Origin of the sequence: Pseudomonas sp. GL-R-26, assembly GCF_019947365.1 — a bacterium.
Lineage (GTDB): Bacteria > Pseudomonadota > Gammaproteobacteria > Pseudomonadales > Pseudomonadaceae > Aquipseudomonas.
In genome coordinates this window covers 567,103-592,946 of record NZ_JAGYGI010000001.1, presented here as the reverse complement: position 1 = coordinate 592,946, position 25,844 = coordinate 567,103, and the positions used below count along the sequence as shown (strand labels likewise).

General features: G+C 59.5%; 23 protein-coding genes. 19 read left to right on the top strand and 4 right to left on the bottom strand.

The window, feature by feature from the left end; genetic code table 11:
* Positions 1 to 11 precede the first annotated feature (11 nt).
* The 14 genes from KGA96_RS02700 (at position 12) to glmS (ending at position 13,266) form a co-directional block, all read left to right on the top strand.
* A complete protein-coding gene (locus KGA96_RS02700; RefSeq protein WP_046038783.1) occupies positions 12 to 809 on the top strand; it encodes a ParA family protein in 798 nt (265 codons plus the stop codon).
* Between the two features lie 9 nt (positions 810 to 818).
* Positions 819 to 1,691, top strand: coding sequence for a ParB/RepB/Spo0J family partition protein (locus KGA96_RS02695; RefSeq protein ID WP_223511509.1), 873 nt, complete (start codon positions 819 to 821; stop codon positions 1,689 to 1,691).
* A 148-nt stretch (positions 1,692 to 1,839) separates the two neighbouring features.
* A complete protein-coding gene (locus KGA96_RS02690) occupies positions 1,840 to 2,247 on the top strand; it encodes a F0F1 ATP synthase subunit I (protein ID WP_008045685.1) in 408 nt (135 codons plus the stop codon).
* Positions 2,248 to 2,263: 16 nt separating this feature from the next.
* Positions 2,264 to 3,133 carry a F0F1 ATP synthase subunit A gene (gene atpB / locus KGA96_RS02685; RefSeq protein ID WP_046038787.1) on the top strand — a complete coding sequence of 290 codons (870 nt, stop codon included), beginning with the start codon at positions 2,264 to 2,266 and terminating at the stop codon, positions 3,131 to 3,133.
* 133 nt (positions 3,134 to 3,266) lie between these two features.
* On the top strand, positions 3,267 to 3,524 hold the full coding sequence (gene atpE, locus KGA96_RS02680) for a F0F1 ATP synthase subunit C (protein WP_003097235.1): 258 nt from the start codon (positions 3,267 to 3,269) through the stop codon (positions 3,522 to 3,524).
* A 58-nt stretch (positions 3,525 to 3,582) separates the two neighbouring features.
* Positions 3,583 to 4,053 carry a F0F1 ATP synthase subunit B gene (locus KGA96_RS02675; RefSeq protein WP_008064601.1) on the top strand — a complete coding sequence of 157 codons (471 nt, stop codon included), beginning with the start codon at positions 3,583 to 3,585 and terminating at the stop codon, positions 4,051 to 4,053.
* Positions 4,054 to 4,065: 12 nt separating this feature from the next.
* Positions 4,066 to 4,602, top strand: coding sequence for a F0F1 ATP synthase subunit delta (locus tag KGA96_RS02670; RefSeq protein ID WP_008045680.1), 537 nt, complete (start codon positions 4,066 to 4,068; stop codon positions 4,600 to 4,602).
* A gap of 21 nt (positions 4,603 to 4,623) precedes the next feature.
* A complete protein-coding gene (gene atpA / locus KGA96_RS02665) occupies positions 4,624 to 6,168 on the top strand; it encodes a F0F1 ATP synthase subunit alpha (protein WP_030132553.1) in 1,545 nt (514 codons plus the stop codon).
* 50 nt (positions 6,169 to 6,218) lie between these two features.
* Positions 6,219 to 7,079: a F0F1 ATP synthase subunit gamma gene (gene atpG / locus KGA96_RS02660; protein ID WP_008045673.1), complete on the top strand. Its 861-nt coding sequence runs from the start codon at positions 6,219 to 6,221 to the stop codon at positions 7,077 to 7,079.
* 27 nt (positions 7,080 to 7,106) lie between these two features.
* Complete coding sequence (gene atpD / locus KGA96_RS02655) at positions 7,107 to 8,486, top strand: F0F1 ATP synthase subunit beta (RefSeq protein ID WP_008045671.1); 1,380 nt, start codon at positions 7,107 to 7,109, stop codon at positions 8,484 to 8,486.
* Between the two features lie 45 nt (positions 8,487 to 8,531).
* Positions 8,532 to 8,957, top strand: coding sequence for a F0F1 ATP synthase subunit epsilon (locus KGA96_RS02650; RefSeq protein ID WP_007969909.1), 426 nt, complete (start codon positions 8,532 to 8,534; stop codon positions 8,955 to 8,957).
* 113 nt (positions 8,958 to 9,070) lie between these two features.
* Complete coding sequence (gene glmU / locus KGA96_RS02645) at positions 9,071 to 10,438, top strand: bifunctional UDP-N-acetylglucosamine diphosphorylase/glucosamine-1-phosphate N-acetyltransferase GlmU (RefSeq protein ID WP_223465167.1); 1,368 nt, start codon at positions 9,071 to 9,073, stop codon at positions 10,436 to 10,438.
* 217 nt (positions 10,439 to 10,655) lie between these two features.
* On the top strand, positions 10,656 to 11,432 hold the full coding sequence (locus KGA96_RS02640; protein WP_046038798.1) for a DeoR/GlpR family DNA-binding transcription regulator: 777 nt from the start codon (positions 10,656 to 10,658) through the stop codon (positions 11,430 to 11,432).
* Between the two features lies 1 nt (position 11,433).
* Entirely contained in the window at positions 11,434 to 13,266 is a 1,833-nt protein-coding gene (gene glmS, locus KGA96_RS02635; protein ID WP_046038800.1) for a glutamine--fructose-6-phosphate transaminase (isomerizing), read from the top strand.
* Positions 13,267 to 13,312: 46 nt separating this feature from the next.
* On the opposite strand, the gene KGA96_RS02630 is transcribed toward glmS, so the two are convergent.
* The 4 genes from KGA96_RS02630 to KGA96_RS02615 are packed head-to-tail and all read right to left on the bottom strand — an operon-like array spanning position 13,313 to position 18,122.
* A complete protein-coding gene (locus KGA96_RS02630) occupies positions 13,313 to 14,338 on the bottom strand; it encodes a DUF2955 domain-containing protein (RefSeq protein WP_046038802.1) in 1,026 nt (341 codons plus the stop codon).
* Entirely contained in the window at positions 14,328 to 15,446 is a 1,119-nt protein-coding gene (locus KGA96_RS02625) for an HlyD family secretion protein (protein ID WP_223465168.1), read from the bottom strand. The genes KGA96_RS02630 and KGA96_RS02625 overlap by 11 nt, the downstream gene beginning before the upstream one ends.
* Positions 15,439 to 16,950: an efflux transporter outer membrane subunit gene (locus KGA96_RS02620; RefSeq protein ID WP_223465169.1), complete on the bottom strand. Its 1,512-nt coding sequence runs from the start codon at positions 16,948 to 16,950 to the stop codon at positions 15,439 to 15,441. Before KGA96_RS02620 ends, KGA96_RS02625 begins: the two co-directional genes overlap by 8 nt.
* 14 nt (positions 16,951 to 16,964) lie before the next feature.
* Positions 16,965 to 18,122: an AI-2E family transporter gene (locus tag KGA96_RS02615; protein WP_046038806.1), complete on the bottom strand. Its 1,158-nt coding sequence runs from the start codon at positions 18,120 to 18,122 to the stop codon at positions 16,965 to 16,967.
* 567 nt (positions 18,123 to 18,689) lie between these two features.
* Here KGA96_RS02615 and KGA96_RS02610 point away from each other — a divergent pair.
* The 5 genes from KGA96_RS02610 (at position 18,690) to KGA96_RS02590 (ending at position 25,841) form a co-directional block, all read left to right on the top strand.
* Positions 18,690 to 19,592 (top strand): LysR family transcriptional regulator, encoded by a 903-nt coding sequence (locus KGA96_RS02610; protein WP_223511506.1) that lies wholly within the window; start codon positions 18,690 to 18,692, stop codon positions 19,590 to 19,592.
* 118 nt (positions 19,593 to 19,710) lie between these two features.
* Positions 19,711 to 20,337 carry a glutathione S-transferase family protein gene (locus tag KGA96_RS02605; RefSeq protein ID WP_223511504.1) on the top strand — a complete coding sequence of 209 codons (627 nt, stop codon included), beginning with the start codon at positions 19,711 to 19,713 and terminating at the stop codon, positions 20,335 to 20,337.
* A 63-nt stretch (positions 20,338 to 20,400) separates the two neighbouring features.
* Positions 20,401 to 22,431, top strand: a complete 2,031-nt coding sequence (locus KGA96_RS02600) for a pyridoxamine 5'-phosphate oxidase family protein (RefSeq protein WP_046038811.1) — start codon at positions 20,401 to 20,403, stop codon at positions 22,429 to 22,431.
* Between the two features lie 109 nt (positions 22,432 to 22,540).
* Complete coding sequence (locus KGA96_RS02595) at positions 22,541 to 23,737, top strand: DUF3142 domain-containing protein (RefSeq protein ID WP_046038813.1); 1,197 nt, start codon at positions 22,541 to 22,543, stop codon at positions 23,735 to 23,737.
* A complete protein-coding gene (locus KGA96_RS02590; RefSeq protein ID WP_223465175.1) occupies positions 23,724 to 25,841 on the top strand; it encodes a hypothetical protein in 2,118 nt (705 codons plus the stop codon). Before KGA96_RS02595 ends, KGA96_RS02590 begins: the two co-directional genes overlap by 14 nt.
* The last annotated feature ends 3 nt before the right edge of the window (positions 25,842 to 25,844 follow it).

The window sequence follows — 25,844 nt, the reverse complement described above, 5'->3', positions numbered from 1 at the left end:
CACAAGCAAGAATGGCTAAGGTATTCGCGATTGCGAACCAAAAGGGTGGAGTGGGCAAAACCACCACCTGCATCAACCTCGCAGCATCCCTGGTCGCGACCAAGCGCCGGGTGCTGTTGATCGACCTTGATCCACAGGGCAACGCCACCATGGGTAGCGGTGTGGATAAACATGGCCTGGAAAACTCGGTCTACGATCTGCTGATCGGCGAATGTGATCTGGCCCAGGCCATGCACTTCTCCGAACACGGTGGCTACCAGCTGTTGCCGGCCAACCGCGACCTCACCGCGGCCGAAGTGGTTCTGCTGGAAATGCAGATGAAGGAAAGCCGTCTGCGCAGCGCGCTGGCGCCGATCCGGGAAAACTACGATTACATTTTGATCGACTGCCCGCCGTCGCTGTCGATGCTGACCTTGAACGCACTGGTTGCCGCCGACGGGGTAATTATCCCCATGCAGTGCGAGTACTTCGCACTCGAAGGCTTGAGCGACCTTGTGGATAACATCAAGCGTATCTCTGAACTGCTGAACCCGAACCTCAAGGTCGAAGGCCTGCTGCGTACGATGTACGATCCGCGCCTGAGCCTGATGAACGATGTCTCGGCGCAGCTCAAGGAACACTTCGGCGAGCAGCTCTACGACACCGTCATCCCGCGTAACATCCGTCTGGCCGAAGCGCCAAGCTACGGCATGCCGGCGCTGGCGTACGACAAAGCATCGCGAGGCGCCGTTGCCTACCTGGCATTGGCGGGCGAAATGGTTCGTCGTCAACGCAAAAACTCACGCATCGCCGCTGCTCAGGCAACTTAAGGAATCCCCATGGCCGTCAAGAAACGAGGTCTCGGACGTGGACTGGATGCTCTGTTGAGTGGTCCGACTGTCAACTCGCTGGAAGAACAAGCGGCGCAAGCCGATCAGCGAGAGCTGCAGCACCTTCCCCTGGATCTGCTCCAGCGCGGCAAGTACCAGCCGCGTCGTGACATGGATCCGCAGGCGCTCGAAGAGCTGGCGCAGTCGATCAGGGCCCAAGGCGTGATGCAGCCCATCGTGGTTCGCCCGATCGGCAGCGGCCGCTTCGAGATCATTGCCGGTGAACGTCGCTGGCGCGCCAGCCAGCAAGCCGGACAGGAAACCATCCCGGCGATGGTTCGCGATGTACCCGATGAAACCGCGATCGCCATCGCGCTGATCGAGAACATCCAGCGCGAAGACCTGAACCCGATTGAAGAAGCGGTGGCCTTGCAGCGTTTGCAGCAGGAGTTTCAGCTGACCCAGCAACAGGTGGCGGAAGCTGTGGGCAAGTCCCGGGTGACCGTGGCCAACCTGTTGCGCCTGATTTCCTTGCCGGAAGTCATCAAGACCATGTTGTCCCACGGCGACCTGGAAATGGGTCATGCCCGTGCTTTGCTCGGTTTACCGGAAATTCAACAGGTTGAAGGGGCGCGACATGTTGTCGCACGCGGGCTGACCGTGCGCCAAACCGAGGCACTGGTTCGCCAGTGGTTGAGTGGTAAACCGGAGCCTGTTGAAGCGGCAAAACCGGACCCGGATATCGCCCGGCTCGAACAGCGCCTGGCCGAGCGCCTAGGCTCTGCGGTGCAGATCCGCCACGGTAAGAAGGGTAAAGGGCAGTTGGTGATTGGCTACAACTCCCTGGATGAGCTTCAAGGCGTACTTGCACATATCCGCTGAAACATTTCCTCATGTAGCGCGCAGTCGGAAATCACTACCTGACAGTTGAATAGGGGCAGAACCGCCCCTATACTCTGCGCGCATTTTGTCGGCACAAATTATGCCAAGTTAGTGAATTTCGGCAGCCGACCATTGGAGAGTAAAAGTGATGGAAACCCGCACGCCAAACCGCCTGCCCTTCCATCGCCTGGCAGTTTTTCCGGTGTTAATGGCTCAATTTGTCGTGTTGCTGATCGCCGCTTTGGCGCTCTGGTACCGATATGGAGTCGTTGCCGGGTACTCGGGACTCTGCGGAGGCCTGATAGCCTTGCTACCCAATGTTTATTTCGCTCACAGGGCATTTCGGTTTTCCGGCGCCCGAGCAGCCCAGTCCATCGTCCGGTCTTTTTATGCCGGCGAGGCAGGCAAACTGATTTTGACGGCAGTGCTGTTTGCACTGGTGTTTGCAGGTGTGAAGCCACTGGCGCCGATTGCAGTATTCGGTGCCTTCGTGCTGACTCAGTCGGTCAGCTGGTTCGCTCCCCTGCTGATGAGAACAAGACTTTCGAGACCTTAGGGCGTTTGAGGCAACCATGGCAGAAACAACCGCTTCGGGCTATATCCAGCACCACTTGCAGAACCTGACCTTCGGTCAGCTCCCTACCGGCGGCTGGGGCTTTGCCCACACCGCAGCAGAAGCCAAGGAAATGGGATTCTGGGCTTTCCACGTCGATACTCTCGGCTGGTCGGTCGCATTGGGTCTGATTTTCGTTCTCCTTTTCCGCATGGCGGCAAAGAAGGCGACTACCGGTGTTCCTGGTGCTTTGCAGAACTTCGTTGAAGTATTGGTCGAATTCGTCGATGGCAGCGTGAAAGACAGCTTCCATGGCCGTAGCCCAGTGGTTGCACCGCTGGCACTGACCATCTTCGTCTGGGTGTTCATGATGAACGCCGTCGACCTGGTACCGGTCGACTGGATTCCTCAACTGGCCATCCTGATCTCCGGCGACCACCACATCCCGTTCCGTGCCGTGTCGACCACCGACCCGAACGCTACTCTGGCCATGGCCTTCTCGGTGTTCGCGCTGATCATTTTCTACAGCATCAAGATCAAGGGCCTCGGCGGCTTCATCGGTGAGCTGACCCTGCACCCGTTCGGCAGCAAGAACATCTTCCTTCAGGCGCTGCTGATCCCGGTGAACTTCCTGCTGGAATTCGTGACCCTGATCGCCAAGCCGATCTCCCTGGCTCTGCGTCTGTTCGGCAACATGTATGCCGGCGAGCTGGTCTTCATTCTGATTGCTGTGATGTTCGGCAGCGGTCTGCTCTGGCTTAGTGGCCTGGGCGTTGTTCTGCAGTGGGCGTGGGCTGTGTTCCACATCCTGATCATCACCCTGCAGGCGTTCATCTTCATGATGTTGACCATCGTTTACCTGTCGATGGCGCACGAAGAAAACCATTAAGACCAGTCTCGACTAGTCTGATGTCCTTCCCGGTAAAACGGGAAGGGGCTCCTTACGGGGCATCTGAAACGATTTGTTTTACCGCTTTAATCTAAAAAACCTAAACCATACGACGTAAAAGTCGGGAGGAAAGATGGAAACTGTAGTTGGTCTAACCGCTATCGCTGTTGCACTGTTGATCGGCCTGGGCGCACTGGGTACCGCAATTGGTTTCGGCCTGCTGGGCGGCAAGTTCCTGGAAGGCGCAGCGCGTCAGCCAGAAATGGTTCCAATGCTGCAAGTTAAAATGTTCATCGTTGCCGGTCTGCTCGACGCCGTAACCATGATCGGTGTTGGTATCGCTCTGTTCTTCACCTTTGCGAACCCGTTCGTTGGTCAAATCGCTGGCTAATTACTCGGATCTTCCGGGTAATTTGGTGTGATGGACAACGTAACTGCGAGGTGTTGGCGTGAACATTAATGCGACCCTGATTGGCCAGTCCGTTGCGTTCCTGATTTTTGTACTGTTCTGCATGAAGTTCGTATGGCCTCCGGTCATTGCGGCACTGCACGAACGTCAAAAGAAGATCGCTGATGGTCTGGACGCTGCCAGCCGTGCAGCTCGCGACCTGGAGTTGGCCCAAGAGAAAGCGGGTCAGCAACTGCGCGAAGCGAAAGCTCAGGCAGCTGAAATCATCGAGCAAGCCAAGAAACGCGGTAACCAGATTGTCGAAGAGGCTGTTGAAAAAGCCCGTATCGACGCTGACCGTGTGAAGGTTCAGGCTCAGGCCGAGATCGAACAGGAACTGAACAGTGTCAAAGACGCGCTGCGTGCCCAAGTGGGCTTGCTGGCAGTCGGCGGCGCCGAGAAGATCCTGGGTGCCACAATCGATCAAAACGCGCACGCAGAGCTGGTTAACCAACTGGCTGCTGAAATCTAAGCGAGGGCGATCATGGCAGAACTGACCACGTTGGCCCGACCTTACGCTAAGGCGGCCTTCGAGCACGCTCAGGCCCACCAGCAACTGGCCAATTGGTCAGCCATGCTCGGCCTGGCTGCAGCGGTGTCGGAAGACGACACCATGCAGCGCGTGCTCAAGGCCCCGCGACTGACGAGCGCAGAAAAGGCCGCCACGTTCATTGACGTGTGCGGCGACAAGTTTGATGCCAAGGCACAGAACTTCATCCACGTCGTTGCCGAAAACGACCGTCTCCCGCTGTTGCCGGAGATCGCCGCTCTGTTCGACCTGTACAAGGCCGAACAAGAGAAGTCGGTAGACGTTGAAGTGACCAGTGCTTTCGCATTGAACCAAGAACAGCAAGACAAACTCGCCAAGGTTCTCAGTGCACGACTCAACCGGGAAGTGCGCCTGCAAGTTGCGGAGGACGCTGCCCTTATTGGTGGTGTCGTCATCCGCGCCGGCGACCTGGTTATCGATGGCTCGATTCGCGGCAAAATCGCGAAACTTGCCGAAGCATTGAAATCTTGAGTTTGAAGGGGCAGCAGAGCAATGCAGCAACTCAATCCTTCCGAAATAAGTGAAATTATCAAGGGCCGCATCGACAAGCTCGATGTGACCTCCCAAGCCCGTAACGAAGGCACTGTCGTCAGCGTATCTGACGGTATCGTGCGGATTCACGGTCTGGCCGACGTAATGTACGGCGAGATGATCGAGTTTCCGGGCGGCGTCTTCGGTATGGCCCTCAACCTGGAGCAAGACTCCGTAGGTGCCGTTGTATTGGGCGCATACCAGTCTCTGGCTGAAGGCATGAGCGCCAAGTGCACTGGCCGCATCCTGGAAGTTCCGGTTGGTAAGGAACTGCTGGGTCGCGTAGTCGACGCACTGGGTAACCCTGTTGACGGCAAAGGTCCACTGGGCAACACCGAGACCGACGCGGTCGAGAAAGTTGCTCCAGGCGTGATCTGGCGTAAGTCGGTAGACCAGCCTGTACAGACTGGCTACAAGGCTGTCGATGCCATGATCCCTGTCGGCCGTGGCCAGCGTGAGCTGATCATCGGTGACCGTCAGATCGGTAAAACCGCTCTGGCGATCGACGCGATCATCAACCAGAAGAACAGCGGCATTTTCTGCGTCTACGTAGCAATCGGTCAGAAACAATCGACCATCGCCAACGTGGTTCGCAAGCTGGAAGAAAACGGCGCCCTGGCCAACACGATCATCGTGGCTGCCAGTGCTTCGGAATCTCCTGCGCTGCAATTCCTGGCACCGTACTCCGGTTGCACCATGGGTGAATTCTTCCGCGACCGCGGTGAAGACGCGCTGATCGTTTATGACGATCTGTCCAAGCAAGCAGTGGCTTACCGCCAGATTTCCCTGCTGCTGCGCCGTCCACCAGGCCGTGAAGCTTACCCAGGCGACGTGTTCTATCTCCACTCCCGTCTGCTGGAGCGCGCATCCCGCGTTTCGGAAGAATACGTAGAGAAGTTCACCAACGGCGCAGTGACCGGCAAAACCGGTTCCCTGACCGCACTGCCGATCATCGAAACCCAGGCTGGCGACGTTTCCGCGTTCGTTCCGACCAACGTGATTTCCATCACCGACGGTCAGATCTTCCTGGAATCGGCCATGTTCAACTCGGGCATCCGCCCTGCAGTGAACGCCGGTGTTTCGGTATCCCGTGTGGGTGGTGCCGCTCAGACCAAGATCATCAAGAAGCTGTCCGGTGGTATCCGTACCGCTCTGGCTCAGTACCGTGAACTGGCGGCATTCGCCCAGTTCGCTTCTGACCTGGACGAAGCGACCCGTAAGCAACTTGAGCATGGTCAGCGCGTTACCGAGCTGATGAAGCAGAAGCAATACGCACCAATGTCGATCGCTGACATGGCGCTGTCGCTGTATGCCGCTGAGCGTGGGTTCCTGACTGACGTTGAAATCGCCAAGATCGGCAGCTTCGAGCAAGCGCTGATTGCTTTCTTCAACCGCGATCACGCCGATTTGATGGCGAAGATCAACGTGAAAGGTGACTTCAATGACGAGATCGACGCTGGCATGAAAGCCGGTATCGAGAAGTTCAAGGCCACCCAAACCTGGTAAGCCGCAGCGGGAGCCGCAAGGCTCCCGCTTGCTAACCTGATAGGTGTTACATGGCAGGCGCAAAAGAGATTCGCAGTAAGATTGCGAGCATCAAAAGCACGCAAAAGATTACCAGCGCCATGGAAAAAGTGGCGGTCAGCAAAATGCGCAAGGCACAAATGCGCATGGCTGCTAGCCGTCCTTATGCGGAGCGTATCCGCCAGGTAATTGGGCATCTGGCCAACGCCAACCCGGAATACCGCCACCCGTTCATGATCGACCGCGAAATCAAGCGTGTTGGTTATGTCGTAGTGAGCAGTGACCGTGGTCTGTGCGGCGGCTTGAACACCAACCTGTTCAAGGCCCTGGTCAAGGACATGGCGGTAAACCGCGAAAACGGCGTCGAGATCGATCTGTGTGTCGTTGGTAGCAAGGGTGCGGCCTTTTTCCGTAACTTCGGCGGTAACGTCGTTGCAGCTATCAGCCACCTGGGTGAAGAGCCGTCGATCAATGATCTGATCGGCAGCGTCAAGGTGATGCTGGATGCCTACCTGGACGGCCGTATTGACCGCCTGTCCGTGGTGTCCAACAAGTTCATCAACACCATGACGCAACAGCCTACCGTGGAGCAGTTGATTCCACTGGTGGCGACCCCGGATCAAGACCTCAAGCACCACTGGGACTATCTCTACGAACCGGATGCCAAGGAGCTGCTGGACGGCTTGATGGTCCGTTACGTGGAGTCGCAGGTCTACCAGGCGGTGGTCGAGAACAACGCGGCTGAACAAGCTGCGCGGATGATCGCGATGAAGAACGCTACCGACAACGCCGGTGATTTGATCAGCGATTTGCAGCTGGTCTACAACAAGGCGCGTCAGGCTGCGATCACCCAAGAGATCTCGGAAATCGTCGGCGGCGCTGCCGCGGTTTAACGGTTCAAATATTCAGAGGATCCAGCTATGAGTAGCGGACGTATCGTTCAAATCATCGGCGCCGTTATCGACGTGGAATTTCCACGCGACAGCGTACCGAGCATCTACAACGCGCTGACTGTACAAAGCGCGGCCGGGACCACCCTGGAAGTTCAGCAGCAGCTGGGCGACGGCGTGGTTCGTACCATTGCGATGGGTTCTACCGAAGGCTTGAAGCGCGGTCTGGACGTTGTCGACTCTGGCGCAGCCATCTCCGTACCGGTCGGTAAAGCGACTCTGGGCCGGATCATGGACGTTCTGGGCAACCCGATCGACGAAGCTGGTCCTATCGCTACTGAAGAGCGTTGGGGCATTCACCGTCCAGCGCCTTCGTTCGCTGAACAAGCAGGCGGCAACGACCTGCTGGAAACCGGCATCAAGGTTATCGACCTGGTTTGCCCGTTCGCCAAAGGCGGTAAAGTCGGTCTGTTCGGTGGTGCCGGTGTAGGCAAGACCGTAAACATGATGGAACTGATCCGTAACATCGCCATCGAGCACAGCGGTTATTCCGTGTTCGCCGGTGTGGGTGAGCGTACCCGTGAGGGTAACGACTTCTACCACGAGATGAAGGACTCCAACGTTCTGGACAAAGTGGCACTGGTTTACGGTCAGATGAACGAGCCGCCGGGAAACCGTCTGCGCGTAGCACTGACCGGCCTGACCATGGCCGAGAAGTTCCGTGACGAAGGTAACGACGTTCTGCTGTTCGTCGACAACATCTATCGTTACACCTTGGCCGGTACTGAAGTATCCGCACTGCTGGGCCGTATGCCTTCCGCAGTAGGCTACCAGCCGACCCTGGCTGAAGAGATGGGCGTTCTGCAAGAACGTATCACTTCGACCAAGGAAGGTTCGATCACTTCGATCCAAGCGGTATACGTACCTGCGGATGACTTGACCGACCCGTCGCCAGCGACCACCTTCGCCCACTTGGACGCTACCGTCGTTCTGTCCCGTGACATCGCTTCCCTGGGTATCTACCCAGCGGTCGATCCACTCGACTCGACTTCGCGCCAGCTGGACCCGAACGTGATCGGCCAGGACCACTACGACACCGCTCGCGGCGTTCAGTACGTTCTGCAGCGTTACAAAGAACTGAAGGACATCATTGCGATCCTGGGTATGGACGAGCTGTCGGAAGCCGACAAGCAGTTGGTAAACCGTGCTCGTAAGATCCAGCGCTTCTTGTCGCAGCCGTTCTTCGTGGCTGAAGTCTTCACCGGTGCATCGGGTAAATACGTTTCCCTGAAAGACACCATTGCTGGCTTCAAAGGCATCCTCAACGGTGACTACGACCACCTGCCAGAACAAGCGTTCTACATGGTTGGCGGCATCGAAGAAGCGATCGAAAAAGCCAAGAAACTGTAATCCCGGCGCCCGGCAACGGGCGCTAATTTAGGTTGAGGCAATCAGATGGCTATGACAGTCCATTGCGATATCGTCAGCGCGGAAGGAGAAATCTTTTCCGGTCTGGTCGAGATGGTGATTGCGCACGGTGCACTGGGTGATCTTGGTATCGCCCTGGGTCACGCGCCGCTGATCACTAATCTGAAGCCAGGTCCGATCCGCCTGGTCAAGCAGGGCGGGGAAGAGGAGGTGTATTACATCTCCGGTGGTTTCCTCGAGGTTCAGCCGAACATGGTCAAGGTTCTTGCCGACACCGTGCAACGTGCTGCCGACCTGGATGAAGCCTCCGCTCAGGAAGCCGTCAAGGCTGCCGAGAAGGCCCTGCATGAGCGGGGCGCGGAATTCGATTACGGTTCTGCTGCCGCACGTCTGGCCGAGGCTGCAGCTCAGCTGCGCACCGTCCAGCAGATCCGCAAGAAGTTCGGCCACTAAGGCCGTACTTGTTGTGTGATTGATTAAAAAGGGTAGCCTCGGCTACCCTTTTTTCTTTTCCGATGTTTACAACCTGGTCGCAGCCGCTGACCACCCAGGATTGGTAGCCAGTCATGTCTCTTGAAATCGTTATTCTCGCTGCTGGCCAAGGCACGCGCATGCGTTCCGCTTTGCCGAAAGTCTTGCACCCGATTGCCGGCAACTCCATGCTCGGCCATGTTATCCACAGCGCCCGGCAACTTGATCCACAGCGCATCCACGTCGTGATCGGTCACGGTGCCGATGCTGTTCGCGAACGCCTGGCGGCGGATGATCTGAATTTCGTCCTGCAGGATAAACAGTTGGGTACCGGTCACGCCGTTGCTCAAGCCGTGCCGTTCATTCAGGCCGACACCGTACTGGTGCTCTACGGCGATGTGCCGTTGATCGAGGTCGACACCCTGCAGCGCCTGCTTAAAAAGGTGGGACCACAGCAGTTGGGCTTGCTGACCGTCGAACTGGATGATCCGACCGGTTACGGCCGCATCGTTCGTGATGACGCTGGTAAAGTGACGGCCATCGTCGAACAGAAAGATGCCAACGAAGCCGAACGCAAAATCACCGAAGGCAATACCGGCATTCTGGCGCTGCCTTTTGCCCGTCTTGGCGACTGGATGAGTCGACTCTCCAATAACAATGCCCAGGGCGAGTACTACCTGACCGACATCATTGCCATGGCCGTGAGCGACGGTCTGGTGGTGGACACCGAGCAACCGCACGACGCCATGGAAGTGCAGGGTGCCAATGATCGCAAGCAGCTTTCGGAACTGGAAAGGCATTATCAATTGCGCGCCGGTCGCCGTTTGATGGCTCAAGGTGTGACGCTGCGCGACCCGGCACGATTCGATGTACGCGGAGACGTGACCGTAGGCCGTGATGTGCTGATCGATATCAACGTCATCCTCGAAGGCAAAGTGGTCATCGAAGACGACGTGGTGATCGGTCCGAACTGCGTGATCAAGGACAGCACCCTGCGCAAAGGCGTGGTCATCAAGGCCAACAGCCATATCGAAGGTGCCGTTCTGGGTGAAGGCAGCGATGCCGGCCCGTTTGCGCGTCTGCGTCCAGGTACTGTTCTGGAAGCCCGGGCGCATGTGGGTAACTTCGTCGAGTTGAAAAACGCTCACCTTGGCGAAGGCGCCAAGGCCGGTCACCTGACTTATCTGGGCGATGCCGAAGTGGGCGCGCGCACCAACATTGGTGCCGGTACCATTACCTGCAACTATGACGGTGCCAACAAGTGGAAAACCGTGCTGGGTGAAGACGTGTTCATCGGTTCCAACAACTCCTTGGTAGCGCCTGTGGATATCCTGGACGGTGCGACCACGGCGGCCGGTTCGACCATTACCTCGACTGTGGATAAATCCCAGTTGGCTATCGGACGTGGGCGTCAGAAGAACATTGATGGCTGGAAGCGTCCAGAGAAGGTCAAGAAGAGCTGAGTTATCCACATGTGGATGATCGTCTGAAGTTATTCACAGGCTGATCCATTGCATTCGCGGGCAAGCCCGCTCCTACAGGAGTATTCGCCATCCTGTGGGAGCGGGCTTGCCCGCGATGCTTTTATCCACAGCTCTTTTTATCGCATGGCGCTTGACGAAGTTTCGTTGATAGGTTTTGATTGCTTCCGTTATCTTTCGAAACGAAACTTGTCAGCTCATGTCGAAGCGCAACACACCTCAGCGTCGTCACAACATCCTCGCCTTGCTCAATGAGCAGGGCGAAGTCAGTGTGGATGAGTTGGCCAAGCGCTTCGAAACGTCGGAAGTTACGATTCGCAAGGATCTGGCGGCGCTTGAAAGCAATGGCCTGTTGCTGCGTCGTTACGGCGGGGCGATCACCATGCCTCAGGAACTGGTCGCGGACCTTGGTCAGCCGGTTTCCAAGTATAAGCAAGCCATTGCTCGTGCCGCTGTCGGGCGGATTCGCGAGCATGCGCGCATCATTATCGACAGTGGCAGTACCACCGCTTCCATGATCCCGGAACTTGGACAGCAACCCGGCCTGGTGGTGATGACCAACTCGCTACATGTCGCCAATGCCCTGAGCGAACTTGAACACGAACCGGTGCTGTTGATGACCGGTGGTACCTGGGACCCGCATTCCGAGTCCTTTCAGGGGCAGGTTGCCGAGCAGGTACTACGCTCCTACGACTTCGACCAGCTGTTTATCGGCGCCGATGGCATCGATCTGGTTCGAGGTACAACCACCTTCAACGAACTGCTCGGGCTGAGCCGGGTCATGGCCGAAGTCGCCCGCGAAGTAGTCGTGATGGTGGAGGCCGACAAGATCGGCCGCAAGATTCCCAACCTGGAGCTGCCCTGGAGCAGTGTCCATACCCTTATTACCGATGAACGCCTGCCACTTGAGGCTCGCGATCAGATTCAGGCCCGCGGCATCACTTTGATTTGCGCGGCTGTCAGTCAGGAGAAATAGCATGTGTGGAATTGTCGGCGCAGTCGCAGAACGTAACATCACCGCCATCCTCGTCGAAGGCCTGAAGCGCCTCGAATACCGTGGGTATGACAGCGCTGGTGTGGCGGTCTACACCAACGATGAAAAACTCGAGCGCCTGCGTCGTCCGGGCAAGGTCAGTGAGCTGGAGCAGGCACTGACCACCGAGCCGCTGGTCGGTCGTCTGGGCATCGCCCACACGCGCTGGGCCACCCATGGCGCACCGTGCGAGCGCAATGCTCACCCGCATTTCTCCGGTGACTTGGCAGTAGTGCACAACGGCATCATCGAAAACCACGAAGCCCTGCGTGAACAACTCAAGGCTTTGGGCTACGTGTTCACTTCGGACACCGACACTGAAGTCATCGCCCACCTGCTGAACCACAAACTCAAGGATCTGCGCGACCTGACCGTAGCCCTCAAGGCGACCGTTAAAGAGTTGCACGGTGCTTACGGCCTGGCAGTGATCAGCTCGAAGCAACCTGATCGTCTGGTCGCAGCCCGCAGCGGCAGTCCGCTGGTGATCGGCCTGGGCCTGGGGGAAAACTTCCTGGCATCCGACCAGTTGGCCCTGCGTCAGGTCACCGACCGCTTCATGTACCTGGAAGAAGGCGATATCGCCGAAATCCGCCGCGACAGCGTGCAGATCTGGGACGTTGACGGCAAGGCTGTCGAGCGCGAAGCCGTGCAGTATCGCGACGGTGCCGAAGCCGCTGAAAAGGGCGAGTTCCGCCATTTCATGCTCAAGGAAATCCACGAGCAACCATCCGTGGTGCAGCGCACGCTGGAAGGTCGCCTGAGCCAGAACCAGGTCCTGGTACAGGCATTCGGCCCACAGGCGGCCGAACTGTTCGCCAAAGTGCGTAACGTACAGATCGTCGCGTGTGGCACCAGCTACCACGCCGGCATGGTCGCGCGTTACTGGCTCGAAGAGCTGGCCGGCATTCCTTGCCAGGTCGAAGTCGCCAGCGAATTCCGCTACCGCAAGGTGGTGGTGCAGCCGGACACCTTGTTCGTGACCATTTCCCAGTCCGGTGAAACCGCCGACACCCTGGCCGCGTTGCGCAACGCCAAGGAACTGGGCTACCTCGCCAGCCTGGCGATCTGCAACGTTGGCATCAGCTCGCTGGTGCGTGAGTCCGATCTGACCCTGTTGACCCAGGCCGGTCGAGAAATCGGTGTGGCATCGACCAAAGCCTTCACCACGCAATTGGTTGGCCTGTTGTTGCTGACGCTTTCCCTGGGCCAGGTTCGTGGCACCTTGGCCAAAGGTGTCGAAGCGACGCTGGTCGAAGAACTGCGTCGTTTGCCGACCCGTCTGGGCGAAGCGCTGGCCATGGACAGCACCGTGGAAAAAATCTCCGAGCTGTTCGCCGAGAAACACCACACGCTGTTCCTCGGCCGTGGCGCGCAGTTCCCGGTGGCGATGGAAGGGGCGCTCAAGCTCAAGGAAATCTCCTATATCCACGCCGAAGCCTACCCGGCCGGTGAGCTGAAACACGGCCCGTTGGCGCTTGTGGATAACGACATGCCAGTGGTGACCGTGGCGCCGAACAACGAACTGCTGGAGAAGCTGAAGTCCAACCTCCAGGAAGTCCGCGCCCGCGGTGGCCAGTTGATCGTCTTCGCTGACGAGAAGGCCGGCATGACCAACGGTGAAGGCACCCACGTGGTGCACATGCCGCACATCCACGACATCCTGTCGCCGATTCTCTACACCATCCCGCTGCAACTGCTGTCGTACTACGTCGCCGTGCTCAAAGGCACCGACGTTGACCAGCCTCGCAACCTGGCGAAGTCGGTCACTGTGGAATAAGTTATCCACAGATGAAAAACCCCCTTTTCAGGGGGTTTTTCTGTTTCTAGGCGGTCGTAATTCGACGCTGGCGCCGCGTGTCCAGCAGATGGACCATGACGCAGGCGTACAAGGTCACCAGGATGAACAGGCCCATGCGGATGGCGAAGGCGGTGTAGACATCCTTGCCCGCTGCACTGTCCTGCACCGATTGGCCCAGCAGAATGATCAGGGTCGCCAGGCTGTTGAGCCAGAAACTCGGTGGTTGTCGGGTCCGGGCCAGTCCATAGAGTTTTCTGGACGCCAGCAAACCGAACAGCAACATCCACAGAAAGAACATCCACAGGTTGACGAACAGGCTCAGCGCGCACCAGAAAAGAATCGCCATCAGGCCACCGAGCAGAGTCGAGCCGAGCAATTCCTGGCCGGCGGTGCGGGCGCTGGTCGCGCAGCTTTGTTGGCCGAGGCTGACGGCTTTCATGATGATCGGCAGGTAACTGGCCGGGTCGATCATGGCCAGCAGGAACGTCGGCAGCACCACCAGCGTGGCCCGTAGCGCCAGCCAACCGCTTTCGGTTGGAGTAAGGCTCGGGTCGGGTTTGGCCGCGGGGGCACTGGCGGGGTCGGGAAACAGCCAATGGCTGATGGTCAGCGTGGTGACGGCCAGGAACAAGCCTTTGACCAGGGCCACGATCACCTCAAGCGCCAGGTCGAATTCGGCGGTTCCGGCCGAACTGATCAAGGTCAGGCCCACCACCAGGAAAGTCGCTACCAGAGGGTTGCCGCCGCGCAGGCCATAACCGAAGGCCAGGAACAGGCACAGTCCGACCAGCAACACGCCACTGAACGGGTAGTAACGCAGCAGAGGAATGAGCAGCAGGCCGGTCCCGGTGGTCAGCATCAGGATCAGGATCAGACCCAGGCTGGCCTTGAACGGCAAAGGCCGGTTCATCGCTGCCAGCATCATCAGCGCCAGCATCGGCGAGAGGAACGGGATGGGCAGGGCCAGACCAAAGCTCGCCGCCAGGCACAGCGCCGTGCCGAAGCTCAGGCGCAGGGCGCGCTGAACCCGGGGCGGGCGCTCAATACGCATAGGACAGCCAGCTCATCACGCGCAGGAACAGGCGACCCAGGATATTCAGCGGGTTACTTTCACTCGGGAACGCCATGACTTCGGCCTGCCCGCCGGACCGAATGCCTTGCGGGCCGGTCAACTCACCGGGCTCGAATTCGATGATGACCGGAAAGCGCTGGGCAGGGCGTAGCCAATCGCGGCTGTTCTCCACTTTCGGCAGGCTGCCCGGCTGGGTGGTCTGGCCGATATCAACGCCATAGCCAACGCTGCGCACATGGCCTTTGAAAATCTCCCCCGGCAGGGCGTCGAGGACGATGGATACCGGCGTCCCGGGCTGGACACTGCCCAGATTGTTTTCGGTCATGTCGGCGCTGATCCACACATCGTGGATGGCGATCAGAGTCATCACCGGAGCACCAGCGGCGGCGAACTGGCCGACATCGGTGCGCAGATCGGTGATCAGGCCGGCCGAGCGCGCGTGGACCTTCGTATTGCTCAAGTCCAGCTCGGCTTTTTCAAGGTTACTGGCGGCACTGAGCAACTGGGCGTTTTCGCCTTCGTTACCGCCCTGTTGTTCGCGCGCACGTTGCACTTCGGCCTTGGCCGCGGCAACCTGGCTGATGGATTCTGACAGGGTGGCGCGGGATATCTCCAGGCGGCGCAGCGAGATGGTGCCCGGGTCTTCGCTGTACAGGCGTTCAAGCCGCTGGATGTCCTGGCGTGCCTTGAGCTCGTTGGCCTGGGACGCGCGCAGGGACGCTTGTTTGGAATCGACGCCGGCTGTGTTGGCGCCCACCTGGCGACGGGTCGACTCAAGGTCGGCGCGAGCGCGATCGACGGCAATCTGGTACTGCTCCGGATTGACTTCAAACAGCAATTCGCCGGTCTTGACGTCCTGGTTGTTGCGCACATGCACCTTGGTCACCCGACCGGATACCTCGGCGGCCACCGGTACAATGAAGGCCTGCACCCGTGCCTGTTGCGTGTAGGGCGTGTAACGGTCGGCCATCAGGTACCAGACCAGACTCAGGATGATCAGCAGCACCACCCAATTGATCGCTTTTTTCGCAGGGTCGGCGGCGGGTGCCGGGGCTTTCTCGTCGGCCGGTAGTTGGCTGTCAGTCATGGGCACTTTCCTTCGGTTCGTCGAGCAGATCGCCCCAATCGGTCCGTTCTTGCATTTGTTTGCGGGTGGCCGGGTCGACCATCGGCTGGTCGCTGTACCAACCTCCGCCCAAAGCCTTGTAGAGGGCGATCAGGCTGTTGACGGCGGTGCCACGGTTGACCAGGTAGATATCCTGCTGGGCAAACAGGGCCCGCTGGGCATCCAGCACGCGCTGGAAATCCGAATAGCCTTCCCGGTATTGGGCGTTGGCCAGGGTCACCGAACGTTCGGCTGCCACCGATGCATCGCTGAGGATAAGGTCGCGCTCCAGCGCCTTGATCAAGCCGGTCGCGGCATCGTCGGCCTCACGGGCCGCCTGGCGCACACTGTCCTGGTAGATAACGATCAATTGCTGCAAGCGAGCGTCCTGCACGCGAACGTTGTTGGTGATTCGGCCGTGGTCGAAGATGTCCCAGCGCAGACTGGGGCCGGCCACGAAGTCGAGGGTATTGGGCGCAGCGTTGAGCGAGCTGGCGGACCAGACGATGCTGCCCAGCAGGCTGATGGAGGGGTACAGGTCGGACTCGGCCACACCGATCAATGCCGACTGCGCCGCCACTTGCAGTTCGGCAGCACGAACATCGGGGCGCCGTACCAGCAGGTTGGCCGGCACATCCTGCAAGACCGCAGTATCGAGCAGCGGCACTAAGCCGGTGTTGCGATTGAGGTCAGGGATCGAGCCGGGTGGCTGGCCGATCAGGGTGGACAACGCATTGCGCAGGCTCGCCACCTGGCTCTCGAACTCCGGGATGGTGCTCAGGGTACCCAGGTACTGGGTCTTGGCTTGTTGCAGGTCGAGTTCGGCTTCGGCCCCACTGTTGAACAGGCGCTCGGTGATCTCGTAGCTGCGTTTTTGCAATTTTGCGTTACTGCGGGCGATGGCCAGGCGCGCCTCGGCGGTGCGCAAGGCGTAGTAGTTTTGCGCCAGTTGCGCGTGCAACAGCACCAAGGCATTTTCATAGTTGGCCTGGGCGGCAAACCAGGAGGCGTCGGCCGACTCGATGGCACGACTGAAACGCCCCCAGAAATCCAGCTCCCAGCCGATATCGAAGCCGACGCTGTGTTGCCAGAAATGCGTGTCCTGAGGGTTGGCGCCGCCCGACTGCCGACGGTTCAGGTACAGGCTGTCGGCGCTGGCCTGCTGCAATTGCGGGTAGCGGCCGGCCAGTGCGATGCCCAATTGTGCGCGGGATTCCATGACCCGCAGGCCTGCGACGTGCAGGTCGGGGTTGTGGGCATCGGCTTCGGCCATCAAATGGTCCAGCACCGGGTCGTTGAACACGCGCCACCATTGGCGGCTGTCAGGTTGCGCGTGTTGTTGGCCGGCGATCTCCAGGGCCGGGCTGTTCCAGTGGTCGACCCAGGGCTGGGCCGGCGACTGGAAATCCGGGCCCAATTGCACGCAGCCCCCCAGGACGACGGTGCCACAGAGCAGAAGCCGGCTGATGCGAGCAGGGCGTGGCATCAAGCGCAAACTCCTCAAACAGGACGCTGGTCGTTCATTGCCTCTGTCTTCGGTGTCTCGTTCAACGCCTCGATCTCGGGTGTCTCGTTCATTGCCTCGACAGTCGGTTGGTCCTGGACCCACTGCCAGAACAGCTGGTAGCCCACCGCCAGCGCAACCGGCCCGATGAACAAACCGATGAAGCCGCCGCTTACCATGCCGCCGAGGGCGCCAATCAGAATCACCGGCATGGGTACATCGACGCCACGACCCAGCATCAACGGCTTGAGGACGTTGTCGGCCATCCCGGCGATCAGGCTGTAGATGCCAAACACGACAGTGCCCAAGGTGGTGCCGTCGGTGGCGAAGACATAGGCGATCACCGGGATGGTCACCAGAAGTACCGGCAATTGCATGATCCCCATCAGCAGCGCCACCATGGCCAGCAGCCCGGCACCGGGGACGCCCATGAGCACGAAGCCCACGCCAACCAGCAACATCTGAATGAACGCGATGCCCACCACGCCCTGGGCGACCGCGCGGATGGTTGCAGTGCAGAGTTCGGTAATGCGAGGGCCACGCTCTGGACCGGAAAGGCGTGAGGTGATGGCCATGGCGCTTCTTTCGCCGTTTTCGCCATAGGCCATGAGCACGCCGGCAATGATCAGGGCGCCGATGAACAACAGAAAGCCCACGCCAACGTCGGCCATTTTGCCCAACAAGGTCAGGCCGACAGACTTGATATAGGGCATCACCTTCATCACCACGCTGCTCATGTCGGTGGCAGCCTGCATCCAGTAGCCGTAGAGCGGTTTGCCAATGAGCGGCAGGGAAGCGATTTTTTCGCTGGGGAGCGGAATCTGCATCGTATCGGACTTGAGGATCGCCAGGGTGCCCTGGACCGATTCACTGATCGAGGTGCCCAGCAGGTAGATCGGCACCATCAGCAAAGCCAGGGCGACCACCACGATCAGGGTGGCGGCACGACCGTCCTTGTTGACCAGTTTGCGCTTGATGAGCCCATGCAGCGGATACAGGGTGATGGCCAGAATCATTGCCCAGAGCATGAGGTTGAGGAACGGGTGGAAGATCTGGAAGCAGAACAGTACCAGCACCGTAATCAACCCGGCACGAATCAGCACGTCGAGCAAACCACCGGACAGTGCTCTAGCAGAAATGTTAGTGCGCAACATTGTCGAACTCCTTGCTGTGTCACACAGGTTAGCCAGGCCGTTGAAGTTCAACTCTCCCCTACTTAGTGAATCCATAAAGCAAATCGACGGACAGCCGTCAAAGCGTTAAAAACCCATAACGCCTTACTTTAAGTAGAGAAAACTTCAACGAGGTACCTACCAAAAACCCAATAGGTAACAGGGTGGTTTGTAGTATAGGAGCAGTCGTATATTCCGCCTGTTTATACCGGCTGGAATTCTGCTGCAGTTGATGGAGTCCGCTGCAAGCCATTGCCTGAAGCGGTTTGGAATCTGAACCAATGGCTCTCTTTTCTCTACCGGGCATTAGCCGTTGCAGCGGGCTGATCAGGATAATTGCCAACTGTCGCACCCGTCGCAAGAAAATAATCCTCATTAATTATCAATAATTAAGGTTTGTGACACGCTTGGTTTTTACGGTGCAGACGCTAGAGTGCAGTAGCCCATTGATCTACCTGATGGTCGCGCGCCCAACTATGGTGTTTAACATTTGCGATTAAATTTTCGCTCTTCGGTTGCGATTTATCTATCTGAAATGAGGACAGTCCCATGGACCGCTTCCAGGAAATGCAGGTCTTCGCTGCTGTCGCCAAGGAGCAGGGTTTTTCGGCGGCGGCGCGAGGTTTGGGTCTGTCGGCGGCCAGCGTTACCCGGGCGGTAGCGGCGCTTGAGAAGCGAATTGGCACACAACTGCTAACGCGTACCACGCGCAGCGTGTATTTGAGTGAGGCCGGCCAGCGATATCTGGAGGACTGTCGGAGAATTCTCGCCGAGGTGCAGGAAGCCGAGGACTCTGCTGCGGGCAGCCATATCTATCCCCGTGGGCAACTGACCATCACCGCACCGGTCTTGTTTGGCGAGCTGTTTGTCACGCCGTTGATGGTGAATTATCTGACGCAATTCCCCGAGGTCTGCATCAATGCGCTGCTGGTGGACCGGGTGGTGAGCGTGGTCGAGGAGGGCGTCGATGTGGCCATCCGCATCGGCGAACTCCCCGACAGCAACCAGCATGCGATCCGCGTGGGCGAGGTGCGGCGGGTGATCTGCGCCTCGCCACAGTTTCTGGCCAGCCATGGTCGGCCCAGGCATCCCCGGGAACTGGCCCAGGCGCCGATTATCGCGACCTCGGCTATCGGCCAACTCAGGAGTTGGCCATTCATTGAAGACGGCGAAACCCTGAGTGTCCGGGCTGAACCGCGACTGGTGGTGACGGCCAATCAGGCGGCCATCACGGCAGCCAGTCTGGGGTTGGGATTCACGCGAGTACTGTCTTATCAAGTGGCGAGCAAGGTGGCCGCCGGCGAGCTGGAAATCATTCTGGCCGACTTCGAGCTGCCGCCGTTGCCTATCCATGTGGTCTATCAGGGCGGGCGCAAAGCGCCGGCTCGGGTGCGCAGTTTTGTCGATTTCGCGGTGAAGACCCTGCGCGAGCATCCGGCGCTCAAGCGTTGAATTATTTCAGTCACTGAAATAATGGATTGCGTTGGCTGGTGATTCTGTTGGTTTTGATGTGAGTAGAAGATACGACCACCTTTCTCCTGAACAGCAGCACTCACCCGAGGTCTCGACCATGCACGCGATCAAACTCTACAACTTCCCACGTTCCGGCCACGCCCATCGTGTCGAGTTGATGCTGGCCCTGCTGAAACTGCCGACCGAATTGATCTTCGTTGACCTCGCCAAGGGCGAACACAAGCAACCGGCGTTCCTCGCGCTCAATGCGTTCGGTCAGGTGCCGGTGATTGATGACCAGAGCGTGGTGTTGGCCGACTCCAACGCGATTCTGGTTTACCTGGCGCAAAAGTACGGCAACGGTCGCTGGCTGCCGGCTGATCCGGTAGGGGCCGCCAAGGTCCAGCGCTGGTTGTCGGCGGCTGCCGGTCCGATTGCCTTCGGCCCTGCCCGGGCAAGATTGATCACCGTGTTTGGCGCGTCTTACAACGCTGCGGAAGTGATTGCCTATGCCCATACCGTGCTCAAAGTGATCGATCACGAACTGGCCGATACGCCGTATCTGGCCGGCACTGAACCGACGATTGCCGACGTCGCCGCCTACAGCTACATCGCCCATGCGCCTGAGGGCAATGTGTCGCTGGACGAGTACGCCAACATTCGCGCCTGGCTGGCCCGCATCGAAGCCTTGCCAGGTTTTGTCGGCATGCCGCGCACCGTCGCCGGTCTGCAAAAAACTGCCTGATGCTGGTGGCCCGGTGTTGTCGGGCCACCCCGTACTGCGCCAGTGGCGCAAGGGAGAAACCGTATGGACCGTTCACCCTGGCATGCCGGCGAGAAACAACTGCAGGCACATGTGGGCGTTGCCGAACGAATGGAGGCGTTCGGTCGTAAGGTGATTCGCAGCGAGATGCCGGACCAGCACCGCACCTTCTATCAGCAATTGCCGTTCATGCTGTACGCAGCGGTGGATGCCGACGATCATCCCTGGGCCAGCATCCTTGAAGGTCAGCCCGGTTTCGCACACTCGCCAGAACCTGGCTTGCTGCAATTTCGCAGCCTGCCGGCCTTTGATGATCCCGCGCAGTTGAGCGATGGCTCGGCCATTGGCCTGTTGGGCATCGAGTTGCATACCCGCCGCCGCAACCGCATCAATGGGCATGTCCGTGCCATGACCGCGGGCGGTTTCGCGGTGACGGTGGACCAGTCCTTCGGCAATTGCCCGCAGTACATTCAGTTGCGCCAGTTTCGCTCGGTGCCGCTGGCCGATCCCTCGACGCGTGTCTCCCAGCATTTCAACGAACTGGATGACGCGGCCAAAGCCATGATCGCCGAGTCGGACACGTTCTTCGTTGCCAGTTATGTGGATGTCGATGGCAAGCGTTCGGTGGATGTTTCTCACCGTGGCGGTCAGGCCGGTTTCGTACAGGTGGAAGGCAATCGCCTGACCATTCCGGATTTCGCCGGCAACCTGCATTTCAACACCCTAGGCAACCTGCTGCTCAATCCCCGGGCCGGGTTGTTGTTCATCGATTTCAATACCGGTGATTTGCTGCAGCTCCGTGGGCGCACCGAAATCATCCTTGATGGTCCTCAGGTCGAGGCGTTCCAGGGAGCCGAGCGCCTGTGGACAATCGATGTCGAGCAGGTGGTCCGTCGCCCGGCTGCCCTGTCGTTGCGCTGGCGCTTCGACGGTGTTTCACCTACCAGCTTGCTCACCGGCACATGGGAGCAGGCCAAGGCGCGTTTGCAGGCCAAGGCCTTGGGCGATCAATGGCGGCCGTTGCGGGTGACGCGGATTGAAGCGCAAAGCCACAGCATTCGCTCGATTTACCTGGAGCCTGCCGATGAAGCAGGGTTGCCACTGTTCCAGGCCGGGCAGCATCTACCCCTGCGCTTCAACATTGACGGCGATGTGCACATCCGCACGTACAGTTTGTCGAGTGCACCGTCCGATGATTTTTTCCGCATCAGCGTGAAGCGTGACGGAAGGGTGTCTACGCATTTGCATGAGCAGATTCGTGTCGGCGACTTATTGGAAGCGCGGGCGCCGCAAGGGCATTTCACCGTGGCGCCCCATGAGCGTCGGCCATTGGTGTTGCTGGCGGCCGGAGTCGGCATCACGCCGTTGTTGTCGATGCTGCGGGAGGTGGTTTACCAGGGATTGCGCACCCGCCGTATCCGGCCGACATGGTTCATCCAGAGTTCGCGCACGCTGGCCGAGCAGCCGTTTCACCGGGAGCTGGATCGCTTGCTTGAGGATGCCGGGGACGCGGTGCGGGTGGTGCGTTTGCTCAGTCAACCGGAAGCCGAGGCGATACAAGGAGAGGACTTCGACCTCAGTGGACGGATCGACGTCGCGCTGCTCAAGAATCTGCTGACAGTCGAGGACTACGATCAGCTGGATTTTGTCGTCTGTGGTCCCGGGAGTTTTACCCAGGCGCTGTACGACGGCTTGCGCGAGTTGGACATTCGCGATTCGCGGATTCACGCCGAAACCTTCGGCCCGTCCACCTTGCGCCGGCGACCGGACCCCGATGCGGTGGTGATCGAGCAACCGCCAGCCGCAACCACGTCCGTGCCCGTAGTGTTCCAGCGTTCGGCCAAGGAAGCGCGCTGGCAGCCAGACGGCGGCAGCTTGCTGGAGTTGGCGGAAAGCCGTGGCCTGCGCCCGGAATTCAGTTGTCGTGGCGGCTCCTGCGGCACCTGCAAGACGCGCTTGATCAGCGGTCAGGTGCATTACCCACTGCCGCCAGCCGAGGTGCCGGATGACGGACAGGTGCTGATTTGCTGTGCGATTCCGGCGCAGGGGGCACAGCCGTTGGTACTCGATATCTGAAGATCATTGCAGGCGAACATTGCCCGTCGGTCGATGGCTGGGTAGGGTAGTGAGCAGAACGAAAAAGGGCCGCAGAGGCCCTTTCTGCATTTCAGGAACAGGCGTTTCAATGGTTTTTTTCACTCGCTCGATGGTCTTGCTGATGGCGCTGGTGCTCACCACCGGTTGCGAAAGACAGGATGCACCGCCGCTGGATCAACAGCTTTACGTCTGGCAGCGGCAGTGGACGCCGGCCCACGACGCAGCCCTCCGGGACAGCCGCACCGATTTTTCGACGTTGCGGGTGCTGGCCTTGCAGGCTTTCCCCAACGCCGGCTGGAGTCGGGCGCGGATTGACCCGGCACTGCTCAAGCGTGATGGCCGGCCGGTGATTGCGGTGATTCGCCTGGATGGGCAGCTCAAGGCGCTGGATCAGGATGAGGTTACGGCGCAAATCCGGCAGGTGATCAGCGATTGGCAGGGAAAGGAGGTGAACCTCGCCGGTGTGGAAATCGACCACGACGCCGGTAACGCCCGGCTACCGGCGTATCGCCAATTTCTCGCGCATTTGCGTAAAGCACTACCGGCTTCGCTGCCCCTGAGTATTACCGCATTGCCGTCCTGGCTCGACAGTCGTGAACTGCCGGCGCTGTTATCAACAGTCGACAGCAGTGTGTTGCAGGTGCACGCGGTGAGCGATCCGCGTCGCGGCTTGTTTGATGCCGATCAGGCTCGGCAATGGGCGAAGGCCTGGAGCCGCGTCACGACTAAACCTTTCTATCTGGCGCTGCCGGCTTATGGCGTGGCGTTGCTGCCGTCGGCGGGCGGCGCGCCTGTTGTGGAAAGCGAAGTGACGCTGGAGCGCGAAGGCTTGCGCCGGGAATTACTTGCCGATCCGTCGTCGTTGCGCACCCTCGGCACCGAGTTGCGGGCCGATCCACCGAAACATCTGGCGGGCCTGATCTGGTTTCGCCTGCCATTGGCCAACGACCGTCGGGCCTGGAGCTTGACCACCTTGCGCGCCGTGGCGCGTGGTGATGTCCTCGACAGTCAATTGAAACTGAAACTCTCGGCCGACAATGGCCTCTATGACATCGGCATCAGCAACCAGGGCAACCTCGACCGCGCCTGGCCCGAACACCTGACACTGGCGGTCAGCGGTTGTGAGGGGGCTGATGCCTTGGCCGGTTATGCGTTGCAACAGCGTCCGGATCTGCTTACCTTCACCCGCCTGCGCGATGGCCGAATACCGGCCGGCGGACAGCGTGCCATTGGTTGGGCTCGCTGCGCACACATTGATCAAGGAGGTTCGAATGTTCACCCGTAACTGGCCGCGTCATTTGCTTTGCCTGAGCCTCAGCCTGCCGCTGGGTTCGGCGCTGGCCTGCGGCCCGGACTTCCCCATGCGCCTGCTGGATAACCGAGGCCAGTCGCTGGCGGAACTGCCGGAAGGCAACTTCAGCTTTGAAATCAGCCGCCTCGGCCACGCCATCAACGGGTTGAAGAACGTTACTGCTGGCGCCGACAACAGCGATGAACCTGACCTTGTAGCGCTGCGCGATCAAGCCGAGCAGGTGGGGCTTTCCGCCGAGCAACAGCTGTTGGTGAAACACCTGCGCAGCCTGACGGATCCCCGTCAGGTTGAAACCGAAGGGGCGCAACTGCCGCTTGAGCACAGGCTGTATCTGGCGGGTGCCGTGGCATTTGGCGCGGGTGATCCTGCCTTGGCCGCCGGGTATTTCAAGAAAGTGCTGGCCCTACCCGCCGAGCAACGGGCTTCGCGCAGCACCTGGGCGGCTTACTCGTTGGGTCGCGCATTGTTCGCCATGAGCGCCGAAGCCGATGCGGCTCCGGATCTGCTCGAACAATCCGCCAAGGCCTTCGAGCAAGCCCGGCAACTGAGCATCGACGGCTTCAGCGATCCACTGGAACTGGGTGTCGCCAGCCTCGGTGAAGAAGCCCGGGTGGTGCGCACCGCCGGCGACTGGAACCGCGCCATCGAGTTGTACGCCACGCAAAATCTGCACGGCTCCGCGGTGGGGTACGAATCGCTGAAGCTGTTGATGGCGGACCTGATGACGCTGCCGGATGATCAAGTGGCCGAGTTGCTCAAGGGCCAGCCAGTGCAGCAACTGGTGACCGCATCGCTGATCAGCCGGTTGGGTTGGTCGTTCGGCGATCAACCGCCCAACGAACAAAAAATGATCAAGCTGCTGCAAAACAGTACCCGTGGCAGTCTCGAAAACGCCGACCGCCTGGCGGCGATGAATTATCAACAGGGTGATTACGCCAGCGCCAAGGCTTTCCTCGAGCATGCTGGCGATGGCGGTTTGGCCTGGTGGTTGCGGGCAAAACTGGCGGTGCGCGAGGGCGATAAGAGTGCGGCCGCCGCAGCCTATGCCAAAGCGGCCCAGGCCTTCCCGCAGAATGAGTCCTGGGGCGAGCGCCGAACCCCGGACTATGATTACGAAACGCTCCAGCCCAAATGCCGGGTCGAGGGTGAAAGCGCGATCCTGGCCCTGCAACGCGGGGATTACCTGCAAGCCTTCGATCAGCTGTATCGCAGCCAAAGCATTTACTGGTTCGACGCCGCCACCGTTGCCGAGCGCGTGTTGACCCTCGAAGAACTCAAGCACTACGTCGACACTCAAGTACCGGCACCGCCGCCGCTCAGTCAGCTGGACCGCGACAACTACGTGCCCTTGCCGGTGGCGGCGAGCCTGCGCAATCTGCTGGGTCGGCGTTTGTTGCGCGAGGGGCATTACGAGCAAGCGCCGGCATACTTCGACAATGACGGCTTGCGGCACAAGGCGAGATTGTATGGCGAGCAACGTCTGGCGGCTGATTCAGCCTGGTGGCCGACCCGTCGCGCCGCTGCGCTGTTCAATGCGGCCTGGACGGCCCGCGAGTGGGGTATGGACATTCTGGGCTACGAGATGGCGCCGGACTACGCCACCTTCGGCGGTAACTTCACCCTGGCAAACGACGAACTCAAGGTCGGTCCATTGGTGGCCGAGGACGAAGTGAAGCGCCAGCAGGCCAGCGCTGCCCAGCCAGATCAGCGTTATCACTATCGTTTTGTGGCCACGGCGCTGGCGAGCAAGGCGGCGGATAACTTGCCTCACACCAGTCAGGCGTTTGCGGCGGTGCTGTGCGAGGCCTCGGGGTGGAACAGCAGCCTCGAGGAGCAAAGTGCGATTTATCAGCGTTATGTCAAAGAAGGGCCTTACGTGGAATGGGCCGCCGATTTCGGCCACCAGTGCCCGTACCCCGACTTCGAGAACGCCGACAAACGCTACGTGACCCAAGTCACCGATGCTGCGCGTTCGGCTTTGCGACCGTACAAGACGCCGTTACAGATCGGTAGCGTAGTGGTGTTCGCGGCAGCCGCGCTATTGATGTTCAAACGTCGCAGCCGCAAGGCGCAGTGAGGT